This window comes from Burkholderia pseudomultivorans, assembly GCF_001718415.1.
Lineage (GTDB): Bacteria > Pseudomonadota > Gammaproteobacteria > Burkholderiales > Burkholderiaceae > Burkholderia > Burkholderia pseudomultivorans_A.
In genome coordinates, this window is sequence record NZ_CP013377.1 from 2,611,708 (window position 1) to 2,630,913 (window position 19,206).

Here is a 19,206-nt window from a genome sequence, read left to right on the forward strand (position 1 = left end):
ATAGATTTTCTACAGTCTCACGATGCCGCTCCGCCCTTCCCGCCTGCCGCCCCTGAATGCGCTTCGCGCGTTCGAAGTATCCGCGCGGCACCTCAATTTCCGCGCCGCCGCCGACGAGATCGGCGTCACGCAGGGCGCGGTCGCACAGCAGGTGCGTCATCTGGAGGACGTGCTCGGGCTGAAACTGTTCGAACGCCTGCCGCGCGGGCTGGCGCTGACGCACGACGGCGCCGCGTATTTCTCCGACGTGCAGCGCGCGCTGAACGCAATCGCCGATGCGACCGACCGGCTCGTGAAGCGCCGCGCGACGCTGACGATCAGCACGACGCCGTCGTTCGCATCGAAGTGGCTGATCCCGCGCCTCGCGCAGTTCACCGATGCGCATCCCGGCTTCGATGTGCGCGTGATCGCCGATCACCAGCTCGCGACGTTTCGCCATGACGGCGTCGACCTTGCGATCCGCTACGGCAAGCCGCCGTTCGGCAAGCATCTCGCCGCGCACGCGCTGTTCCCGCTCGATGTGTGTGCGGTGTGCAGTCCGGCGTTGCTGGCCGAGCACGCGTCGCCGCGCGCGCTGGCCGGTCATGTGCTGCTGCACGATGCGCACGATCTGTGGCCGGCGTTTCTCGCAGCGTTGCCCGAGCCCGTCGATGTCGATCCGCACAAGGGGCTGCGCTTCAACCAGACGTCGCTCGCGATCGACGCGGCCGTCGCCGGGCAAGGCATCGCGCTCGCGACCGATCCGCTCGTCGAGCGCGATATTGCTGCGGGGCGGCTGTGCAAGCCGTTCGATTTCGCGTTTCCGCTGTCGGTGGGCTTCTATCTCGTGTATCCGGCCGAGCGGCGCGACGACGATGGGATTGCGGTAATGCGCGAGTGGATGATTCGGCAGGCGGTGACGGACGGGCGGCCGTGAGGTCCCGCATGCGATGACGGCGCGGCCGCTATCGGCTGAGCGCAATCAAACGTCGTCTCACGGCGCAACCCAGCGGCCTTCGTAGCCGTCGTCGCTCAGGTCGAACACGGCACGACGATGGCCGGCATGCGCGAGTTCGAGCCAGTCGATACGCGTCGCGGTGACGTGAATCACGCAGAAGTTGGCATAGCCGTCGTCTGTCGGCGCGCTGCCCTGGTTCGCCGCGAGATGCGCGTCGTCGGGCGAATCGATCGGCGTTCCCGGCGGCAGCGGTGCGCGATAGAGCAACAACGTATGCGGCCGGCTGGATTGCCAGAGCGCGCGCCGCTCGGCTTCGTCGTCGCAGATCGACGCGATGCCCTCGACGCGAATCTGCACGAGCGCATCGAGATCGACGCCGACCAGCGCGACGCGCGGATCGCGACGCAGCTCCGCGACTTTCTCCGACCGCACATCGGTGTGCAACGACAAGCGGCGCGTATCGCGGCACACCTGACGCAACACGACCGTGCGCACCTTCGGCGCGCCGTCGATGCCGAGCGTCGCCAGTTGCAGCATCGTGAACGGCGAGCGCGGTGCGCCGACGCCGGACTCGATGCAGGACCAGAGCCGGTCGTAGGTAGCGGGAAGCGATGCGGGGCCTTGGTCGGACATGGCGGGCTGGCGGAATGGGGCGATTGCGCAAGCTTAACCGTTTCGGCGGCGACGCAAGCGCCGTCCGCCGCTCAGTTGTAGCCGAGCACGACCGCGGCCGCCTCGCCGGCATCGGCCGGCTCCGCGCCGAACCGGCCGAGCACCGCGGCGACGTACTGCGGCCCCGCGCCGATCTGCGACGACCGATGCCCGACGGGCGCGACATCGGCCATGCACGGCAGTGCGTCGATCCATCCGCTTTCGTTGACGACATGGCTCATGACCGGTCTCCTTACGCGGCGATGGCCGCACCGTACGCGCGCACGAGGCGCGCCACGCCTTCCCGGATCGAGTCGACGTCCGGCGCGGCGAACGACAGACGCAGCGACGCATCGTCGACGTTGTCCGCGAAGAACGCGTTGCCCGGCACGAATACGACCTTGTTCGCGATCGCCTGCTGCAGCAGCACCGCCGACGATACCGCGCCGATCCGCGCCCACACGAACATCCCGCCTTCCGGGCGATGGAACGTGATCGCGTCGCCGAGGCCGTCGCGCAGCGCATCGCACATCGCGTCGCACTTGCGCTTGTATGCGGCCGTGATGCGCGGCAGGTGACGCTCGAGCGCGCCGTCGGCCAGATATTCGGCAGCGGTCGCCTGCGTCCACGGCGTGCTGCACAGATCGACCGTCTGCTTCGCGATCACGCAGCGCCGCGCGATCTCGGCCGGCGCGATCGTCCAGCCGACGCGCAGCCCCGGCGCAACGATCTTCGACAGGCTCGCGAAATGCACGATCCAGTCGCGCGCGCCGTCCACTTCATCGGCCAGCGCGAGCGTCGACGGCACGGTTTCGCCCGCGAAGCGCAGGTCGCCGTACGGATCGTCCTCGACGATCAGGAAGCGGTATTGCACCGCGAGACGCAGCAGCTTCACGCGGCGTTCGCGCGTGAACGTCGCGCCGGTCGGGTTCGCGAAGGTCGGCACCGTGTACAGCAGCTTCGGCTGCGCGATTGCACCCGACGCGAGCAGCGCTTCGAGACGATCGACGTCGAGGCCCGCGCCGTCGACCGGAATCGTCGCGATGCGCGCCTGTTGCAGGCGCATCGCCTGCAAGGTGGCCGGATAGGCCGGCTGTTCGGTCAGCACGACGTCGCCCGGCGACACCATCACGCGCAGCAGCAGGTCGAGGCCCTGCTGCGAGCCGGTCGTGACGAGCAGTTCGGCCGGCGTGCACGCGACGCCGCGACGCGCCATCAACGCGATCAGTTGCTGCTTCAGTTCGGCAAGGCCGTCGGTCGGACCGTACTGCAGGCAGCGCACCGGCTGCGCATACGCGCGCGCGGCTGCGGCGTCCAGGCCGTCGACGTCGAACAGGTCGCTGGCCGGATAACCGCCGGCGAAGGAAATCATGCCGGGCTCCGCGAGGTACTTGAACAACTCGCGGATCGGCGAGCCGGCTGGGTTCTGGAATGAGGGCGTGAACGCGTACATGTCGTCGTGTGCTGGATGGCGAGGGGCCGGGTTGGCCGCCGGGTTGCCGACCGTCGTCGCGCTTCGGGTATCGGGCGCAGCGGCGGTGAATTCGAGCCACGATTGTCGACAGTCATTAAGGCTGCGGCAAACGATATCTATGCACTAGGTCTTGCGGTTTGGTCATTAACCGGGGGAGCGGTGCCGATCCACCGTGGCAGGTCTTACGGGCACGCCGCCAGGTCTACGTCACTGTAGACGGAAAGCCGATCGACGCTCCTTATGGCCTCACCACCTGCTCAGCCGGTCTCGAAACAAACACCACATAGCCCCGCGGCGCCATCACGCGTCCCCACGCGCGCTTGCTAACCTCGACATAGTTCGGCACCGCCCGACTGAACGCCGCGGACCGCTCAACACACGCCGTATCGCCGACGCGGCACACCAGCAGCACGCCCTGCCGCCGTACCTCGTCCGCGGTCAGCCATGGCGTCGTCCGGGGGCGCTCCATATCCCAATAGCGCGTCCGTCGATTGCCATAGAAGAGGATGGACTGCGCCTCGTGGACGGAACCGGTCACGACCGGAATCTCGCCGCCGACGGTTGTTCGCCAGAGCAGACGTGCCGCCATCGCGAGTTCCTTGCGCGGTTCGGCTGCGTCGTCGGTCCCGCGCAATACGGCGTTGAACCCGACCGCTGCCGTCGCCACCAGAACGATCGCCCAATAGGCTGCCATCAGGCAACGCGCGCGCGCCGGCTCGACGGTGATCTGGGCCCGGCGCAGCACCGCCAGCCACATCGGCACGATCGCAAACCAGGCGGCCATTCCCCACACCGATGCCATTTGCGTGCCGGTTGCGACTGCCACCCCGCCCGTGACGATGAGCGGACCGAACGTCAGCCACCAAAGATCAGGACACCTTTTCGGTCTGACGCTGCTGCCGATCATCGTTTTCATCGCGCGCCAACGCGATCGGCCTGCAAGCAGGCCGACGAATCCGAACGACAGGCACAGATAGCCGATCTGCGCGAGCGTATAGATGCCGAATCGCTCGACCGCCGCCCACCGCGCGCCGCCCATCCGATCTTCCGCGTAAGAGAATGTCTCGAACCGGTCGTCCACGAGCCACGCGATATGCGGACCCAGCACGACCGCTCCGGCTGCGACGGCGACGAGCGCGGGCCAGCTCCACAGTCGAGCACGCCACGCGGGCCGCGCGAGTGCCGCCGTCAACAACGCGGTCAGCAACACGACCGAAAAATACTTCCCGAGCAGCGAGAGCGCGCCGAACACACCGAGCGCGAGCGCGAACCGCCGTCGTCCCGTCTGCATGAACCGGACGAAAAAATAGGCCGTCCACGGCCAGAGCGACAACAGGATCGCGTTCGCATTGAACTTGACCGCGAGCGTCGAATAAAGCGGCGACACGGCCATCGCCAGCCCCGCGACGACGGCGGTCCGGCGCGGCACGAACTGCCCCGCAAGCGCCACGATGCCGAGCAGACCGATCAATACGTTGAACGACGACAGCGCGAAATAGGCGAGGTCCGTATTGGGAAAAATGCGAAACCACGCAGCCGTGACCCATGCGAACAGCGGCGGATGCTTGAAGTAGCCGGCCTGCCACTCGATACCCCATGCGTAGTTCTCGATCATGTCGCCCTGCATGTCGAGATTGCCCCGCGACAACCATGCGGCAACGGTCCACACGACAGCGTTGATCGGTAAAAGCGCGAGCAACGGCAACGGCTCGCGGGTAGTGATTTGCGCCATGAGAATGGGATGAAAAATGGAAGCGGGCGATGACGGTTCGAAGCTTCACCGCCTGCGAATTCGAAATGTCCAGAGCGAGTTGGCCGTATAGGTCGTCACCAGCACGATGACCGTCGACATGCACTGAGCGGGCAGCCACGGCCATCCGCCGCGGTGCGACAGAAGCCACATGAGCGCGCCATTGACGGCGATCCCCGGCACGGCCACGGAGAAAAAGCGCAGCGCGGTTGCGCAATGCGCGCCAGTCGCGCGAAACGTCACGTGATAATTGAGCAGGTAATTCACGCCGGCCCCCGCGATGGCGCCCGCGCACGACGCGACGACGACCTCGCAGGCCCGCAGCGAAACCAGCATGGCCGTCGTTCCGTACTGCACCGCGGTTCCGATTGCGCCGACCGACGCATAGCGCACGAATCGGCGGGCTTCCGGTCCGGTCATGTGCCGTCCTTGCGGTGAATTGCGCGCACGATATAGACCGGACGGCGCTTCGTCTCCATATAGATGCGGCCGACGTACTCGCCGATAATCCCGATGCCGACCAGTTGCATGCCGCCGAGAAACAGCACGGCCGTGATAAGCGACGCATAGCCGGGCACGCTGATTCCGTGAAGCAGCGTGCGCGCGGCGAGGTAGCCCGAATAGACGATCGCACCGCCGGCGGTCGCGCCGCCGATGTAAGTCCATACCCTGAGTGGCAGCGTGCCGAAGCTGGTCAGCCCTTCCAGCGCGAAATTCCACAGCTTCCAGCCCGAGAATTTCGAATGGCCAGCCACGCGCGGGCGGCGCACATAATCGACCGACGTGACCCGAAAGCCGACCCAGGAAAACAACCCCTTCATGAAGCGGCGGTTCTCCGGCATGCGTTTCAGCGCATCGACGACGCGCCTCGACATCAGCCTGAAGTCGCCTGCATTGTCGGGAATCGGCGTATCCGAAATCGCGTTGTGGACGCGATAAAACAGCGCTGCGGTCCGGCGCTTGAGCCAGGAATCCGAATGACGATCCGAGCGCGTTGCGAGCACGACGTCGAAACCTTCACGCCATCGCTCGACCAGCATCGGAATCACGTCGGGCGGATCCTGCAGATCCGCGTCGAACGGAATCACCGCATCGCCGCTCGCGACGTCGAGCCCCGCCGTCAATGCCGCCTCCTTGCCGAAATTTCGGGAAAGGTCGACAACGTGTATGCGCGCATCGGCTTCGCAAAATTCGAGCAGTCGTGACAAGGTGGCATCCGTGCTGCCGTCGTTGACGCAAACGACCTCGTAATCGGTGTCGGGAATACCGCTCAGCGTCGCCCTGATTTCGCGAAAGAACGCGTCGATCGCCTCTTCCTCGTTGTAGAACGGCGTGACGATCGACAAGATCGGGCGAGCGTGCCGAACGGCGATCGCGTCGGCAGATGAAGACAATCGAGCACCGCAGGCCTTATGCATTTTTCGTAGATGCGGTGCAGTCGCGGATTTTTACCGTGTCCATTATCTCCACGCTTCGATTCAAGGCGACACCCTCGATTTAAAGAATGAAAAAGCCGCAGCCGATACCTCAGCATTCACCCTCGGTTGCGCGCCACGGCCCGATCGGGTCCGGCGTTTATTCGGACTTCAAATGACTTCGTCGTCGAGCAAAAAAAAGAATCCAGCGAGCATACTGATTTCATGACCAACTTGAAATCGGACGATTACGAAAATGTGCTCTGATTCGTTAATCCAGTCCGATTCGGTCGTCGAGCTTCGCCAGATCGACGGCGTTTTCCGGTTCGGTGATGACTGGTTAAAGGTGGGGGACGCAGACGGCGCGCAAAAAAAAAGCCCGACAAAACCGTCGGGCCAATCGGTGAAACACAAGGAGAACCCCACCCGCCACACCGGGTGGGACACGCCGCGCTACACGACGTTCTTTTCGACGATCGGCCGGTTTTCCAGCACGCGCGCCCAGCCGAGCGACGACAGATCGAGCGTTTCATAACGCCCGCCGAGAATCAGCTCGCTCACTCCGCGCCCGGTGGCCGGCCCTTGCTGCAGTCCGTGCCCGCTGTACCCGTTCGCGAACACGACGTTGTCGAGTTCCGGGTGATACCCGATGATCGCGTTGTGATCGAACACGTTGTACTCGTAATACCCCGACCAGCAGTTCTCGACCCGCAGCGCCTCGAACTCGGGCACGCGATGCGCGAGCGTCGGCCAGATCACCTCGTCGAACAGGTCGTGGTCGACTTCATCGAGCGGCAGATCGTCCGGATCCTTGTCCGGGCTCGGCGACGTCCCGCAGATATAGGTGCGCCCTTCCGGCCGGAAATACACGCCGGTCGGATCGATCAGCAACGGACAGTCCGTGAGCCGCGCCGGCGACGACACGTTGAAAATGCTGCGCCGCCGCGCATAAACGGGAATCTCGATTCCCATCTTCGCCGACAGGCCGCGCGCCCACGCACCGGCCGCATTGACGAGCGTGTCGCACGCATGGCGCTCGCCGTCGCTCGTCACGACATGCGTCACCTTGCGCCCGGCCCGCACCACATCGGTCACATCGGCAGCCACGTAACGCGCGCCCAGCGCCTGCGCCTTCTTGCGCAGCGCCTGCACGAGCCCGTACCCGTCGAACCAGCCCTCGCCCGTCACGCCATACGCGCCGGCGACGAGATCCTCGACGTTCAGCCAGGGAAACTTCTCGCGTAGCGCCTCCGCATCCATCAAACGGATGTCCGCGCCCAGCCGCGTCTGCAGCGCATGATTCTCGCGCAGCGTCGCCTCGCCCGCCGGCGTCGCGAGAAACAGGTAACCGCCTTCATGCAGATCGATCGACGGCCGATTTCCATCGACTTCAAGCCGCTCGCCGAGCGTGCGCAGGAACTCGATTCCGAACAACGACATCTCGATCGACAGCGGCGTCGAGAACTGCTGCCGGATCGACGCGGCCGACAACGCCGACGACGATTTCGCATACGTCGGATCGCGTTCGATGACGGTCACGGATACCGTCGGATCCTTGGCGCGCAAGAAATAGGCGATCGAGCTGCCGATCACACCACCGCCGACGATGACGACTTGAGAACTCACGACTGACTCCAGTTGCACGTAAAAGGCGCGGCCATCCCGCCGCGCCCGTAATGGGTTCGTACCGCGCCGCGCCGGCGCAAGGCAAGCGCCATCGATCGCTCACGGTATTTCAGCATGTCCGGCCGCACCGCGAAAGCCTGCGCGCGTTCGCGTTCAATCCGCCGACTTGGTGGTGACGGGCTGCCACGCGGCGTTCTTCACTTCATACAGCGTCGAGCTCGGATTCTTCAGGTCGCCGGTGTCGGTGAACGCGATCGTGCCGGTAATCCCGTCGTAGCGCGTGCTCTTCAGCGCGCCGTTGAAATCGGCCGGCTTCGTCGAGTTTGCCTTCTGCATTGCGTTGATCGCGATCCACGTCGCGTCGTACGCAAACGGCGCATACGCGAGCATGTCGACGCCGTACTTCTGCCTGAACTTCGTCTCGAACAGCTTGCCCTTCGCGAGCCGCGACAACGGCTGCCCGTACTCCCACACGGCCGCGCCTTCCGCCGCGTTGCCCGCGAGCTTGATGAAATTCGCGTTCATCACGCCGCCGCCGGCAAGAAACTGCGCGCGGATGCCGAGCTGGCGCATGCGCTTCACGAGCATCGCGGATTGCGCGTCGAGTCCGCCGAAGAACACCAGGTCGGCGTTCACGCTCTTGATCTTCGTGAGCTGCGCGCTGAAGTCGACCGCCTTGTCGTTGGTGAATTCGCGCGCGACGATCGTGCCGCCGTTCGCCTTCACGGCCTTCTCGAATTCGTCGGCCTCGCCCTGGCCGAACGCGGTGCGATCGTCGATGATCGCGATGCGCTTCGCCTTCGTCACGGTCGCCGCGTAGGCACCCGCGTTGCCGGCGTTCTGCGTGTCGGTCGCGATCACGCGGTAGACGGTGCCAAGCCCCGCGCGCGTGATGTCCGGATTGGTCGCCGACGGCGTGATCATCGGAATGCCGGCCTTCGCGTAGATCTTCGAAGCGGGCAGCGTCGTGCCCGAATTGAAATGGCCGATCACGACCGCGACCTGCCCGTCCGTCAGCTGCTGCGCGGCCTGTACGCCGATGCGCGGATCGCTCTGGTCGTCCTGCGACGTCACGACGAACTTCACCGGCTTGCCGCCGATCGTCGTGCGCGCGGCGTTCGCCTCGTCGACGGCCATCCGCACGCCGTTCTCGATGTCCTTGCCGTATGCGGCGCCGCCGCCCGTCAGCGGGACGGCCACGCCGACCTTGACCACCGTTTCCTGCGCATGCGCCGGGCCGGTCTGGAACGCGAGAAGCGCGGCGGTCAGCGCGAGGCCGGAAAGCGAGCGGAGTCGGAACGTCATCGGAACAGTCCTTTTCTTCGGTGGGTCGATGGACGACGCGCAGCAGAGCGCATCGGCGCGACCTCCCGCGCGTCGGCACACGTCCGGGTTCCGTCTCGAGGGGAGCTTTCACCGCGAAGGAGGTGAAAGGATTGTGGGTAGCCAATACCCGCGCAGCAAACGAAATATCGGAACTATGTTGTGAGGAATTGTCATCAAGTTCCGGTGCGCGGATCGGCGGTAAGCCGTGCAACGGCGCGCCGCGGGCGGCACGCGTCGCGCGCGTGCGGCGCCGGCGCCCGCTGCGGCTGCGTCGAGCGGGTCATGCCGGCACGGCATCAGTCCGGCTGGGACCGCGCCGGTCGCGTCAGTGCCGTTCCGTATTGCGGCGCGCCGCGTCCGCCGCTTCGCCGGCCTTCTCCTGCAGCCTGCCGGCCTTCTGCTCGGCGATGCCTTCCGCTTCCGCCCTGCGGTCGCCCGTGACCTTGCCGAGCGCTTCCTTGACCGAACCCTTCACCTGTTTGCGCTTGCCTTCGATGCGATTCCTGTCCATGGTCGTCTCCTGCAGTGTTCGACACAGAGCCGACGATCACGGCGGCGTGGCGCCGCGCCGTCGAATGGACAGGATCGCAAACGGCCGCCGCACGCGGCAGATGCGGATGCACCAGCGCATATGGTGCATCCGCACCGATCCAGGAACGCGAGGGCTGCGCCGGGCCTACTCCTTGTCGCGCTTCGCGGCCTTGTCGCCGCGCGCGCCGTTCGCATCGGCCGCGCCGACGATGCCGCGCTCGCGCGCCCAGACGATCGCCTCGCCGCGACTGTGCACGTCGAGCTTCGCGTAGATCGTCGCGACGTGATTGCGCACCGTGTTCGGCGCCAGCCCGAGGCGGCCGGCGATTTCCTTGTCCGCGAGGCCGTGGCACAGCAGGTCGAACACGTCGCGCTCGCGCGCGGTCAGGTCCGACAGCTGCGCGCCCGCGTCCGGCGCATTCGCGCGCCGCACGTTCGCGAGCTTCTCGATCAGCGTGCGGCTGAACCACGACGCATCCTGCATCGCGGTCTCGATCGCATACACGAGTTCCATCTCGGTGCGCTTGCGATCGCTGATGTCGAGCAGCGCGACCAGCAGGCAGTCCTGCCCGTGGATCGCGACGGGGTCGGCCGACACCAGGCAGTCGCGCACGTCGCCGTCCAGCGTGCGGATCTGCACGTCCGCGTTGCGCACGTTGCCGTCGCGTGCGAGCTGGGCGTCGAGTCGCTGCCGCGCGCCGCGCTCGGCCCACAGTCCGATCTCCTCGGCCGACTTGCCGAGCACGTCGGCCTGCGCATGCCCGGTCATGCCGACGAACGCGTCGTTGACGTCGAGCAGCTCGAACCGGTCCGCGGTGACGATCGCGGTCGCGACCGGCGCCATCCGGAACGCCTTCGCGAAGCGCTCCTCGCTCTGCCGCAACGCGCGCTCGGCCTGCTTGCGCGGTTCGAGATCCATGAACGTGAACAGCATGCACGCTTCGCCGTTCATGTCGATCGGCTGGCCCGCGACGACGACCGCCTTCGTGCCGCCGTCCGCGAGCTTCAGCACGGCCTCCATCTGCGGGATCGTCGCGCCTTCGCTGAGCCGCTCGATCGCGAGTTCGCGCCGATCGGCGTGTTCGAGCACGTCGAGTTCGTACACCGAGCGGCCGAGCACGTCGTCGCGCGCGTGGCCCGTCATGTCGAGAAAGCCCTGGTTGACCTTCACGTAGCGCAGGTCGTCGAGGCGGCAGATCACGGCCGGCGCCGGATTCGCGTTGAAGGTGCGCTCGAAGCGCTGCTCGGCGCTCGCCCATTCGGTTGCGTCGTGCAGCACCAGCGCGAGACAGTCGGGCTCGCCGGCCGCGTTCGTCAGCACGAGGCTGCGGATCCGGTGCACCCAGGTCACGTTCTCGTCGGCGGCCGATTCGACTTCGACCGTCACGTCGCTGAATTCCTCGCCGGCAATCACGCGATCCATCGGATAGTGTCCGTCGCGCACCGGATGGTTGTTGCGATAGCGCAGCCGGAAGCGCTCGCGATAGTCGGTGACGTCCGCGCCGAGCGCTTTCAGTTCGGTCACGCCGTGCATGGCGAGCGCGGCCTCGTTTGCCCACACGATCCGCTGGTCGGGCTCGATCAGGATCACGCCCTCGGTCAGCCCGGCGATGATCTGGTGCAGCTGGCGCCGATCGGTATGCGATTTCAACGCCTGTTCGTTTACGGGTTCGTCCATCGATGGGTTCCACGTCGTCAGCAAGGTCGTCGCACCGGTCGCCTGCCGTACCGACAGGCGCCGCACGCGCCGACACGCGCCGCCCGGCGCGTGTGGCGATGATCGCGTGCCGCGCGTCCGCAGGGCAGACGCGAATGCACTACCCGCAATAGTACATTCGCACCGCGCGTCGCCGGTGTGCGCCAGGCCGCCGTTGCACGACATGCGCGTGCGGGCGCCCGCATCGCGTCCGACTTGCGCCGCGCGCACACCCGCGCAGCCCGCGACTGCCGCTGCGCGTGTCCGGTGCGAATGCACTAGTCGATCAGGTGAATTTGCGCGATGTCGCGCCCCGCCCGCCCCGGTACGCTGGACTTGCATCGGCGCTCATGCGCTGCCATCCCGAACCGCACAGGAGATGCAACGATGAAGCTGCACCAGACACCCGATCCGACGCGGCCCGAACCGCATCCGGACAACCCGCCGGAGCCGGCGCCCGGCACGGATCCGCCCGTTCCGCTGCCGCCGGACCCGCCGCGCCCTGACATGCCGCCGCGCGAACCCGGCTACGACACGCCGATCGTGAAGTGACGCACACGGTCGCATTCATTCATCACGCCAACCGAGGGAGGAATTTTATGAACAAGACCCCGCATCTTTCGACGCTGCTCGCCGTCAGCGCGGCCTTTCTGCTCGGCGTCGCGCCCATGGCGAACGTCCATGCGCAGGCCTCGTCCGGCGACGGCACGGCGGCCGAATCGAGCCAGCCCGTCACCGACACGTGGATCACGACCAAGGTGAAGAGCGAACTCGCGACCACCGACGGGCTGAAAAGCCTGGACATCGGCGTGAAGACGATCGACGGCGTCGTCACGCTGACCGGCGTGCTGCCGAGCAAGATCGCCGTGAAGAAGGCAGTCGCGGTGACGCGCGCGATCAAGGGCGTGAAGCACGTCGACGCATCCGGCCTGAAGGCAAAGGCCTGACCACGCTGCGCGGCGAGCCGCCGCGCATTTTCCTGACCTGAACCAAGGAGCACATGATGAACGAGGACAAGATCAAGGGCCAATGGAAGCAGCTCTCGGGCAAGCTCAAGGCCAAGTGGGGCAAGCTGACCGACGACGATCTCAAGGTGGCCGACGGCAATCGCGAGTATCTGGCCGGCAAGATCCAGGAGCGTTACGGGATCGCCCGCGACGAAGCCGAGAAGCAGCTGAAGGAGTTCGACCGCGAGCTGTAATGCGGTGACGCAACCCGCCGCGGCGCCGCCGGCGTCGCGGCTTTCCCTGTCAGGACGACGAGATGGGCAAATATCTGATCGCGTGGTTGCTGGGCGTGCCCCTCGGGGTGCTGGTGCTGTTCTATCTGATTACGCACCTGTTCTGAAAACGCGATGCGTACCGCGATGGCGCGCGCCCGAGGGCGCGCGCTTCGCGTTTACTTCGCGTTCGCGGTCATCTTGAAGATGCCCTGCGCATTGCCGGCATCGAAGCGCAGGTCGGTCACCCAGCGGCGCTGCGCCTGGTCGAACGTGCGCTTGCGCGTGATGAATTCGTAGAACGAGCCCGGCACGTTGCGCTTCACGATGCCGCCATCGCGCGTGCGGAATTCGCGCTCGACCGTATCCGCACGGTAAGCGGTCTGGAATACGCGGCCCGAACGCGAGTGCTCGACTTCCGGCTTCATCGGCCGGCCCTTCGCCTTCTCGTCGTCGGACAGCGCGAACACGTCGGCGACGCGGTCGGTCGCGTGATTGAATGCATTGCCTTCGGTCGCGATCCACGCCATCTCGGCGGACTCGAGCAGCAGCGTTTCGTAGTCGAGTTCGTTCGGCACGTCGTGCTGGCGCGCGAAGGCGCCGACGATCTCGGGCAGCAATTGATGCGCGGCGTCGAGCGACAGCCAGCCTTCGCGCTCGACTTCCCACAGCAGCGCAACGGCCGCCGGCGACAGCGGATCGCGCGACGAGCTCACGACGTTCGTCACGGCCTGCTGGAATTCCTTCGAAAAACGTTCCGGATGCAGTTCGCTGACGAAGAACTGCGCGATCTCGTCCGGGGCATCCTCATGCGCGTACGCGCGGCCCGTCATCCCGAGCTTGTCGAGCGGATAGCGGCCGTTCAGGCGGAAGCCGAGCGGACGCAGGATCCGCGTGAACGCGGCCTCGCCCGGCGGCAGCGCGCCCGTGTGCGGCCAGCGCACCGTGCGCAGCGCGCCGTGATCGAAATAGACGGAGCCGCCGTTCCGCACCGCGTCGGCCGTGTACGCGCGGCCATTCGCCGAACGGTCGAGCAGCCCCTCGAACAGCGCCATGTTCATCGCCTGCGCGATCTCCGCGCGCGTCACGACGCCGGGTTCCCACTCGTCGAGAATGGCAGGCATGTTCAGGGTCGCGAACAGGGCGTCGGTTTTCGCCTGTCCCAGCAGCTTCGTCAGCAAGCTGTCGATATTCGGGTTGCGCATCAGGATCTCTCGTGTCGGGACCGGCCGGCAAAGCGTGCCGGCAAACTTGTCGGCCGGCCGCCCGCGGGCGCCTGGCCTTGCACGGGATGCATTATTCAAAGGCTTGCAGCCGGGCGTAAAGCGAGATTAAATTGACACGTGATGAGTTTTTGGAATTATCCGCGGTCAGTCGCCGGCCGTCGCGGCCCGCGCCCCATCGTCCGACTTATCGAACATCATGCGTAAATTCAAGATCCCCAACATGGGCGCGCTCGTCGCGTTCGAAGCCGCCGCGCGCCACGAAAGTTTCACGCATGCAGCGAAGGAGCTGTTCCTGACCGAAAGCGCGGTATCGCGGCAGATCGCGACGCTCGAATCGAGCCTCGGCGTGCGGCTGTTCGCGCGCGTCAAGCAGCGCGTCGTGCTGACGCGCGCCGGCAAGCTGTACGGCACGCAGGTGCGGCGCGCGCTGGAAGCGCTCGACCGCGACACGCTGTCGATCATCGCGCACGGCAGCGGCGGCGGCTACCTGGAACTCGCGGTGCTGCCGACTTTCGCGTCGCACTGGCTGATCCCGCGCATCAAGAGCTTCTATGACCGCACGCCCGACGTGCGCGTCAACATGGGCAGTCGCACCGACCTGTTCTCGTTCGAGGACACGCACTTCGAGGCGGCGATTCACTACGGCAAGCCGACCTGGCCCGGCACGTCGTCCGACTACCTGTTCGGCGAGGAAGTGGTGCCGATCTGCTCGCCCGCGCTGCTCGACGGGCCGGTGGAGCGCGTCGAGGATCTGCTCGCCTATCCGCTGCTGCACTCGACCACGCGCCCCGGCGCGTGGGCGCAATGGTTCGAGTCGCACGGCGTCGAGGACATCCGCACGATGCAGGGCGTGCGCTACGAGCTGCATACGATGCTGATCAGCGCGGCCGCGGCCGGGCTCGGCATCGCGCTCGTGCCGAAGTTCTTCGTCGAGGAGCAGTTGCAGCAGCTCGGGCTGGTCGTCCCGTGCGACGCAGCGACGGTCGGCGATTCGGCGTACTACCTCGTGTATCCGACCGAGTTCAGCCATAGCAAGCCGCTGGAGCTGTTTCGCGCGTGGCTGCTTGAACAGGCGAGCGCGTATGCGGCGCCGGGGGGCGATGCGGTGACCGTGGACGCCGATCTGGAGGATGACGAGGACGTCGAGTAGCGGGTCGCATTGCGACGTCCGGCCCGGCTCGCTTCACGAGGCAGTCGGAAACGGTAGCGAAGGAAAGAAGAGAATCGCGACGACACTGTCGCGGAGAAGGACGGGTCGAAGGAGAAGCGGTTCCCTGTCCGGTGCGCGCCGGGCCGGGCAACCCCGACCCGGCGCTCCGGGCAGCCGACCTCGCTTCGGCAGCGCGGCAGCGTTTCGTCGTTCACTTCGTAGGCTCCCTCAGGTTCCCTGCATTTTTTACTTCGCCGCGCTGCGCCATTATCCGCCCAAATTCGTCGACGTGAAACGTTTGCGCAAGCGCGGAACGCGTTATACACGATATTCCGACACAGTTTTACATTTTGCTTTCCGCGTCAGCGAACGCGCGGGGTAAATCTTGCATTCGGCCCGGGGTTCCTTTTTAATGGAACTGGTTCCATTCCTTGCTTCGGCCATGCCGGTGCGTGACGCGCCGCCGTCTGCGCGTCATCATGCTGATTCAGGATCGAGGACCGCCAGCTCAGGATTCCGTATCGCCCGTCCGTTCCCGGACACCCCGTCAAGCGAGACCGTCATGCCCGATTCCGCCTCCCTGCAGCAACTGTTTCCCGCCGTCCAGGACATCCCCGCCGAATACCGGCTCAGCTCGCCGATCCACCAGCGCGTGTCGCTCGTCGACGGCGAACTGCGGCCGTGGGACGGCGCGACCAAGACCGTGCTGTCGCCCGTATGCGTGCGGCAGCCGGACGGCAGCGTCGAACAGGTCGAGATCGGCAGCTATCCGGTGATGGGGGAAACGGAAAGCGACGCGGCGCTCGACGCCGCGGTGCGCGCCTACGATTCCGGTCGCGGCGAATGGCCGACGATGAAGGTCGAGCAACGCATCGCGTGCATGCAGGACTTCATCAAGCGGATGGTCGCGCAGCGCGAGCTGGTCGTGAACCTGATCATGTGGGAGATCGGCAAGAGCCTTGCCGACTCGCAGAAGGAGTTCGACCGCACCGTCACGTACATGACGCAGACGATCGACGCGCTGAAGGAACTCGACAACGCGAACTCGCGCTTCGTGATCGCGGAAGGCACGATCGGCCAGATCCGCCGCACGCCGCTCGGCGTCGTGCTGTGCATGGGTCCGTACAACTATCCGCTGAACGAAACCTTCGCGACGCTGATCCCCGCGCTGCTGATGGGCAACACCGTCGTGTTCAAGCCGCCGCAGTACGGCACGCTGCTGTTCGAGCCGCTGCTCGAGGCGTTCCGCGATGCGTTCCCGAAGGGTGTGATCAACACGATCTACGCACCGGGCGCGGTGGTCGTGCCGCACATGCTCGCGTCGGGCAAGATCAACGTGCTCGCGCTGATCGGATCGAGCAAGGTCGCCGATCACCTGAAGAAGCAGCATCCGAAGTCGCACCGGCTGCGCGCGATCCTCGGCCTCGATGCGAAGAACGCGGCGATCGTGCTGCCCGACGCCGATCTCGACCTGACCGTGAAGGAATGCCTGCTCGGCGCGCTGTCGTTCAACGGCCAGCGCTGTACCGCGCTGAAGATGCTGCTCGTGCACCGCTCGATCGTCGACGAGTTCCTGAAGCGCTTCACCGCCGAACTCGCGAAGATGAAGGTCGGCATGCCGTGGGAGAAAGGCGTGGCGATCACGCCGCTGCCCGGCATGCATCGCACCGCGTACATGACGGACGCGATCGACGATGCGAAGGCGAAGGGCGCGCAGGTCGTCAACGATTCGGGCGGCGTGTTCTGCAAGACGCTGTTCTATCCGGCCGTCGTGTATCCGGTGTCGGAGGGAATGAAGCTGTATCGCGAGGAACAGTTCGGGCCGATCATCCCGGTCGCGCCGTTCGACGACGTCGAAACCGCGCTCGACTACGTGACGACGTCCGACCACGGCCAGCAGGTCAGCATCTTCGGCTCGGATCCGGCGCAGATCGGCGCGCTCGTCGATCCGCTCGTGAACCAGGTGTGCCGCGTGAACATCAACTGCCAGTGCCAGCGCGGCCCGGACGTGTTCCCGTTCGCCGGGCGCAAGGATTCGGCGGAAGGCACGCTGTCGGTAAGCGATGCGCTGCGCGCGTTCTCGATCCGCTCGATGGTGGCGGCGAAGCAGACGGACAGCAGCAAGCAGTTGCTCGACACGATCGTGTCGGACCACTACTCGAAGTTCGTGAATACGGGTTTCATTTTCTGACGCGGATGCGGATGTGGCCGGTTTGAGAAAGTCCGCTGTACGGGAGTGCAGCGGACTTTTTTCGTCGTGGTCGGGATCGTTGCTGCCGTCCGCTGTCGTGCCTTGCTCACGTGCCGCGACCGCGATACGCACGTGGATCGACGACGGCCCCTGCCGCGCAACGCACCGCCTTACACGTTCGACACCAGCAACCGAACACCCGCCACCCCGAACACGACGGCGAGACACGCCTCCATCGCCCGGCGGCAGCGTACGTACAGCCGGCGTGCACCGTCCATCGAGAACACCAGCGCATAGCCGCCGAACACCGCGCATCCGATCACGACGCAGCCCGGCACGACGGCGCCGTGCGACGCGCCCGCACCATTCGACGACAGCGCGACGATCGACACCCACACGAGGATCGCTTTCGGATTGGTGAGATGCAGCATCGCGCCGCGAGCATAGAAGCGCGCGAGCCGCGGCTCGCTCGACGCCGGACTCGCCGACGACGAAGCCGGGGTCGCGATGGCGGTGCGCGCAGACTTGAAAGCGAGCCACAGCAGATACAGCCCGCCGAACAGCTTGATCGCGACGAGCAGCTTCGACCAGGCGAGCAGTGCCGCCGACACGCCGAGCGTGGCAATCGTCGCCCAGAACATCGATCCCGATATCACGCCGAGCGCGAACGTCAGCGCCGCCTTCCGGCCATGATGCGCGGCGACCGACATGATCGCGAGATTGCTCGGCCCGGGGCTGGCCGTGCCGACGAAATAAGCCGTATAAGCCAGCAGCAGGTTGGCCGTGAAAAAGGTGTGAGTGCTCATGGCGGGTCCCGGGACGCGATGCGGGAATTGTTCGCCGATGCGCGCCGCCTGCCCATGGACAGTTGTGCGGCGATCCGCTGGGCCAGTTGCGCGGCAAGGACGGCACTCGCTGCCCGATCCGTTGCGTCGATCGCATCCCGGTCTCGGTTATGAAACACTCGGCGCGCCCGCCGCGAGATGCCACGATCCCGCGAATGTCGCCCCGCACGGCTCGCCGAGCCGCGCCAACCTGTTGCCGACGCAGACGGTGCATGCCGAACGCGTGCCGGGCAGGCGCGCAGGCCGTCGGCGCGGAACTCGACGACGCGTTTCATGCGCGCGTTACGTTACATCCGTGAAGCATTTCGCGTCTGCGCCGCGTGCCGCTCGGTCGATAGCCGCGACGACGCGCGCGTGGATGCCCACCTCGACTTCCGCCGCGAGCCCGCGCCGACGGGCCTGAGCGACCGGCACGCGATGCCGGCTCGTCATCGCCCGGGCATCGCGGCGTGGGCTGGTACGGAACCTGCATCCGCTTTCCGGTAAAAGCCGCGTCGCCGGACGCGCCCGATCGATCCGTGCAAGCAATGAGGCCATTCATGGATGCGCTGCCCAACTCATCCGACACGTCGTTCCAGCTCTTTCTCGCGAAGCTGCTCGAACAGCCGCTGCCCGACTGGACCGAAAAACAGCAGATGGAACTCGAGATGGCGCGCAGCTTGTCCACCGAGATGGTCCGCCTGGCCGAAGCCATGCGCGGCACCACCGATCTCGCGCGCTGCCTCGTACTGCTTCGCTATGCGAAGGTGCTCGACTTCATCCTGACCTCGCTCGCCGCACGCCGCGACATTCATCCGCAGACGCTGCGCACGCTGTTTCGGCTCGCGAACCTGAAGGTCGACGATGCGTATCCGGTGTGAGCCGGCGCCGTGCACCGGCGAGCGGCCATTGCCAGGATACGGACATGGCCGATAACATCGCCGCATGAGCATCAAGACCCGCAAGTCCCGACTCGCCGGCGAACTGGGCGTTTTCATCCAACGATACGGGCGCAAAGCGCAGAAGCAGTTCGACCCGAACGATCGCCGCTATGACCACGACGTCGAGCGGGCGATGCGGCGGCTGTCGCCTGCCGATCTTTCCGATTTAATATCCGGCGATACGGAAGACGACGCGCCAGACGTGCCGCCCGGCCCGGCGCGCGATGAATGAACGAACGCTGTTGCGTT

20 protein-coding genes are annotated in these 19,206 nt (G+C 65.9%); 8 read left to right on the plus strand and 12 right to left on the minus strand.

The features are described 5' to 3' along the window. Positions 1 to 22: 22 nt before the first annotated feature. Positions 23 to 916, plus strand: coding sequence for a transcriptional regulator GcvA (gcvA, locus tag WS57_RS11265; RefSeq protein WP_069244217.1), 894 nt, complete (start codon positions 23 to 25; stop codon positions 914 to 916). Positions 917 to 973: 57 nt separating this feature from the next. On the opposite strand, the gene WS57_RS11270 is transcribed toward gcvA, so the two are convergent. The 10 genes from WS57_RS11270 to WS57_RS11315 all read right to left on the minus strand — a co-directional run bounded on the left by WS57_RS11270 (position 974) and on the right by WS57_RS11315 (position 11,388). Continuing rightward, a complete protein-coding gene (locus WS57_RS11270) occupies positions 974 to 1,570 on the minus strand; it encodes a pyridoxamine 5'-phosphate oxidase family protein (protein WP_069244218.1) in 597 nt (198 codons plus the stop codon). A gap of 71 nt (positions 1,571 to 1,641) precedes the next feature. Continuing rightward, positions 1,642 to 1,830: a hypothetical protein gene (locus WS57_RS11275; RefSeq protein ID WP_009694087.1), complete on the minus strand. Its 189-nt coding sequence runs from the start codon at positions 1,828 to 1,830 to the stop codon at positions 1,642 to 1,644. 11 nt (positions 1,831 to 1,841) lie between these two features. After that, complete coding sequence (locus WS57_RS11280) at positions 1,842 to 3,041, minus strand: PLP-dependent aminotransferase family protein (protein ID WP_069244219.1); 1,200 nt, start codon at positions 3,039 to 3,041, stop codon at positions 1,842 to 1,844. Between the two features lie 259 nt (positions 3,042 to 3,300). Continuing rightward, positions 3,301 to 4,794, minus strand: coding sequence for a glycosyltransferase family 39 protein (locus WS57_RS11285; protein ID WP_081337602.1), 1,494 nt, complete (start codon positions 4,792 to 4,794; stop codon positions 3,301 to 3,303). A gap of 45 nt (positions 4,795 to 4,839) precedes the next feature. Beyond that, on the minus strand, positions 4,840 to 5,232 hold the full coding sequence (locus WS57_RS11290; protein WP_069244221.1) for a GtrA family protein: 393 nt from the start codon (positions 5,230 to 5,232) through the stop codon (positions 4,840 to 4,842). Further along, positions 5,229 to 6,158, minus strand: a complete 930-nt coding sequence (locus WS57_RS11295) for a glycosyltransferase family 2 protein (RefSeq protein ID WP_009694083.1) — start codon at positions 6,156 to 6,158, stop codon at positions 5,229 to 5,231. The genes WS57_RS11290 and WS57_RS11295 overlap by 4 nt, the downstream gene beginning before the upstream one ends. A 522-nt stretch (positions 6,159 to 6,680) precedes the next feature. After that, positions 6,681 to 7,853 carry an NAD(P)/FAD-dependent oxidoreductase gene (locus WS57_RS11300; RefSeq protein WP_069244222.1) on the minus strand — a complete coding sequence of 391 codons (1,173 nt, stop codon included), beginning with the start codon at positions 7,851 to 7,853 and terminating at the stop codon, positions 6,681 to 6,683. A gap of 153 nt (positions 7,854 to 8,006) precedes the next feature. Next, complete coding sequence (locus WS57_RS11305; protein WP_060252455.1) at positions 8,007 to 9,158, minus strand: branched-chain amino acid ABC transporter substrate-binding protein; 1,152 nt, start codon at positions 9,156 to 9,158, stop codon at positions 8,007 to 8,009. A gap of 346 nt (positions 9,159 to 9,504) precedes the next feature. Then, positions 9,505 to 9,690 carry a CsbD family protein gene (locus WS57_RS11310; RefSeq protein WP_009694078.1) on the minus strand — a complete coding sequence of 62 codons (186 nt, stop codon included), beginning with the start codon at positions 9,688 to 9,690 and terminating at the stop codon, positions 9,505 to 9,507. Between the two features lie 165 nt (positions 9,691 to 9,855). Further along, positions 9,856 to 11,388, minus strand: a complete 1,533-nt coding sequence (locus tag WS57_RS11315) for a helix-turn-helix transcriptional regulator (RefSeq protein WP_009694077.1) — start codon at positions 11,386 to 11,388, stop codon at positions 9,856 to 9,858. Positions 11,389 to 11,793: 405 nt separating this feature from the next. Between WS57_RS11315 and WS57_RS37600 the strand changes: the two genes are divergently transcribed. Genes WS57_RS37600 through WS57_RS11325 form a run of 3 tightly spaced genes read left to right on the plus strand, consistent with a single transcriptional unit; the run spans position 11,794 to position 12,607 of the window. Then, complete coding sequence (locus tag WS57_RS37600) at positions 11,794 to 11,958, plus strand: hypothetical protein (protein ID WP_009694076.1); 165 nt, start codon at positions 11,794 to 11,796, stop codon at positions 11,956 to 11,958. Positions 11,959 to 12,005: 47 nt separating this feature from the next. Then, on the plus strand, positions 12,006 to 12,353 hold the full coding sequence (locus WS57_RS11320) for a BON domain-containing protein (protein ID WP_040130491.1): 348 nt from the start codon (positions 12,006 to 12,008) through the stop codon (positions 12,351 to 12,353). 56 nt (positions 12,354 to 12,409) lie between these two features. Continuing rightward, a complete protein-coding gene (locus tag WS57_RS11325) occupies positions 12,410 to 12,607 on the plus strand; it encodes a CsbD family protein (protein ID WP_009694074.1) in 198 nt (65 codons plus the stop codon). Between the two features lie 197 nt (positions 12,608 to 12,804). Here the strand turns inward: WS57_RS11325 and WS57_RS11330 are convergent, their stop codons facing one another. Further along, a complete protein-coding gene (locus WS57_RS11330) occupies positions 12,805 to 13,830 on the minus strand; it encodes a DUF1338 domain-containing protein (protein ID WP_069244223.1) in 1,026 nt (341 codons plus the stop codon). Between the two features lie 217 nt (positions 13,831 to 14,047). Between WS57_RS11330 and WS57_RS11335 the strand changes: the two genes are divergently transcribed. Both WS57_RS11335 and WS57_RS11340 read left to right on the plus strand, forming a co-directional pair. Then, positions 14,048 to 15,001 carry a LysR family transcriptional regulator gene (locus tag WS57_RS11335; RefSeq protein WP_040130493.1) on the plus strand — a complete coding sequence of 318 codons (954 nt, stop codon included), beginning with the start codon at positions 14,048 to 14,050 and terminating at the stop codon, positions 14,999 to 15,001. 562 nt (positions 15,002 to 15,563) lie between these two features. Further along, the gene (locus WS57_RS11340) at positions 15,564 to 17,192 is read left to right on the plus strand and encodes an NADP-dependent glyceraldehyde-3-phosphate dehydrogenase (protein ID WP_009694070.1); all 1,629 of its coding nucleotides are present in this window, start codon (positions 15,564 to 15,566) and stop codon (positions 17,190 to 17,192) included. Between the two features lie 170 nt (positions 17,193 to 17,362). On the opposite strand, the gene WS57_RS11345 is transcribed toward WS57_RS11340, so the two are convergent. Further along, the gene (locus WS57_RS11345) at positions 17,363 to 17,998 is read right to left on the minus strand and encodes a LysE family translocator (protein ID WP_009694069.1); all 636 of its coding nucleotides are present in this window, start codon (positions 17,996 to 17,998) and stop codon (positions 17,363 to 17,365) included. Positions 17,999 to 18,576: 578 nt separating this feature from the next. On the opposite strand from WS57_RS11345, the gene WS57_RS11350 reads away from it, so the two are divergent. Next, positions 18,577 to 18,897 carry a hypothetical protein gene (locus WS57_RS11350; RefSeq protein WP_009694068.1) on the plus strand — a complete coding sequence of 107 codons (321 nt, stop codon included), beginning with the start codon at positions 18,577 to 18,579 and terminating at the stop codon, positions 18,895 to 18,897. A gap of 64 nt (positions 18,898 to 18,961) precedes the next feature. Beyond that, entirely contained in the window at positions 18,962 to 19,189 is a 228-nt protein-coding gene (locus WS57_RS11355; protein ID WP_069244224.1) for a hypothetical protein, read from the plus strand. Positions 19,190 to 19,206: the final 17 nt, after the last annotated feature.

Bases quoted from the DNA above. Each gene is read 5' to 3' on its own strand.
- WS57_RS11310 (WP_009694078.1), bottom strand. From the start codon at position 9,690: ATGGACAGGAATCGCATCGAAGGCAAGCGCAAACAGGTGAAGGGTTCG.
- WS57_RS11320 (WP_040130491.1), top strand. From the start codon at position 12,006: ATGAACAAGACCCCGCATCTTTCGACGCTGCTCGCCGTCAGCGCGGCC.
- WS57_RS11285 (WP_081337602.1), bottom strand. From the start codon at position 4,794: ATGGCGCAAATCACTACCCGCGAGCCGTTGCCGTTGCTCGCGCTTTTA.
- WS57_RS11355 (WP_069244224.1), top strand. From the start codon at position 18,962: ATGAGCATCAAGACCCGCAAGTCCCGACTCGCCGGCGAACTGGGCGTT.
- WS57_RS11280 (WP_069244219.1), bottom strand. From the start codon at position 3,041: ATGTACGCGTTCACGCCCTCATTCCAGAACCCAGCCGGCTCGCCGATC.
- WS57_RS11315 (WP_009694077.1), bottom strand. From the start codon at position 11,388: ATGGACGAACCCGTAAACGAACAGGCGTTGAAATCGCATACCGATCGG.
- WS57_RS11275 (WP_009694087.1), bottom strand. From the start codon at position 1,830: ATGAGCCATGTCGTCAACGAAAGCGGATGGATCGACGCACTGCCGTGC.
- WS57_RS11340 (WP_009694070.1), top strand. From the start codon at position 15,564: ATGCCCGATTCCGCCTCCCTGCAGCAACTGTTTCCCGCCGTCCAGGAC.
- WS57_RS11335 (WP_040130493.1), top strand. From the start codon at position 14,048: ATGCGTAAATTCAAGATCCCCAACATGGGCGCGCTCGTCGCGTTCGAA.
- WS57_RS11330 (WP_069244223.1), bottom strand. From the start codon at position 13,830: ATGCGCAACCCGAATATCGACAGCTTGCTGACGAAGCTGCTGGGACAG.
- gcvA (WP_069244217.1), top strand. From the start codon at position 23: ATGCCGCTCCGCCCTTCCCGCCTGCCGCCCCTGAATGCGCTTCGCGCG.
- WS57_RS37600 (WP_009694076.1), top strand. From the start codon at position 11,794: ATGAAGCTGCACCAGACACCCGATCCGACGCGGCCCGAACCGCATCCG.
- WS57_RS11350 (WP_009694068.1), top strand. From the start codon at position 18,577: ATGGATGCGCTGCCCAACTCATCCGACACGTCGTTCCAGCTCTTTCTC.
- WS57_RS11325 (WP_009694074.1), top strand. From the start codon at position 12,410: ATGAACGAGGACAAGATCAAGGGCCAATGGAAGCAGCTCTCGGGCAAG.
- WS57_RS11305 (WP_060252455.1), bottom strand. From the start codon at position 9,158: ATGACGTTCCGACTCCGCTCGCTTTCCGGCCTCGCGCTGACCGCCGCG.
- WS57_RS11290 (WP_069244221.1), bottom strand. From the start codon at position 5,232: ATGACCGGACCGGAAGCCCGCCGATTCGTGCGCTATGCGTCGGTCGGC.
- WS57_RS11270 (WP_069244218.1), bottom strand. From the start codon at position 1,570: ATGTCCGACCAAGGCCCCGCATCGCTTCCCGCTACCTACGACCGGCTC.
- WS57_RS11345 (WP_009694069.1), bottom strand. From the start codon at position 17,998: ATGAGCACTCACACCTTTTTCACGGCCAACCTGCTGCTGGCTTATACG.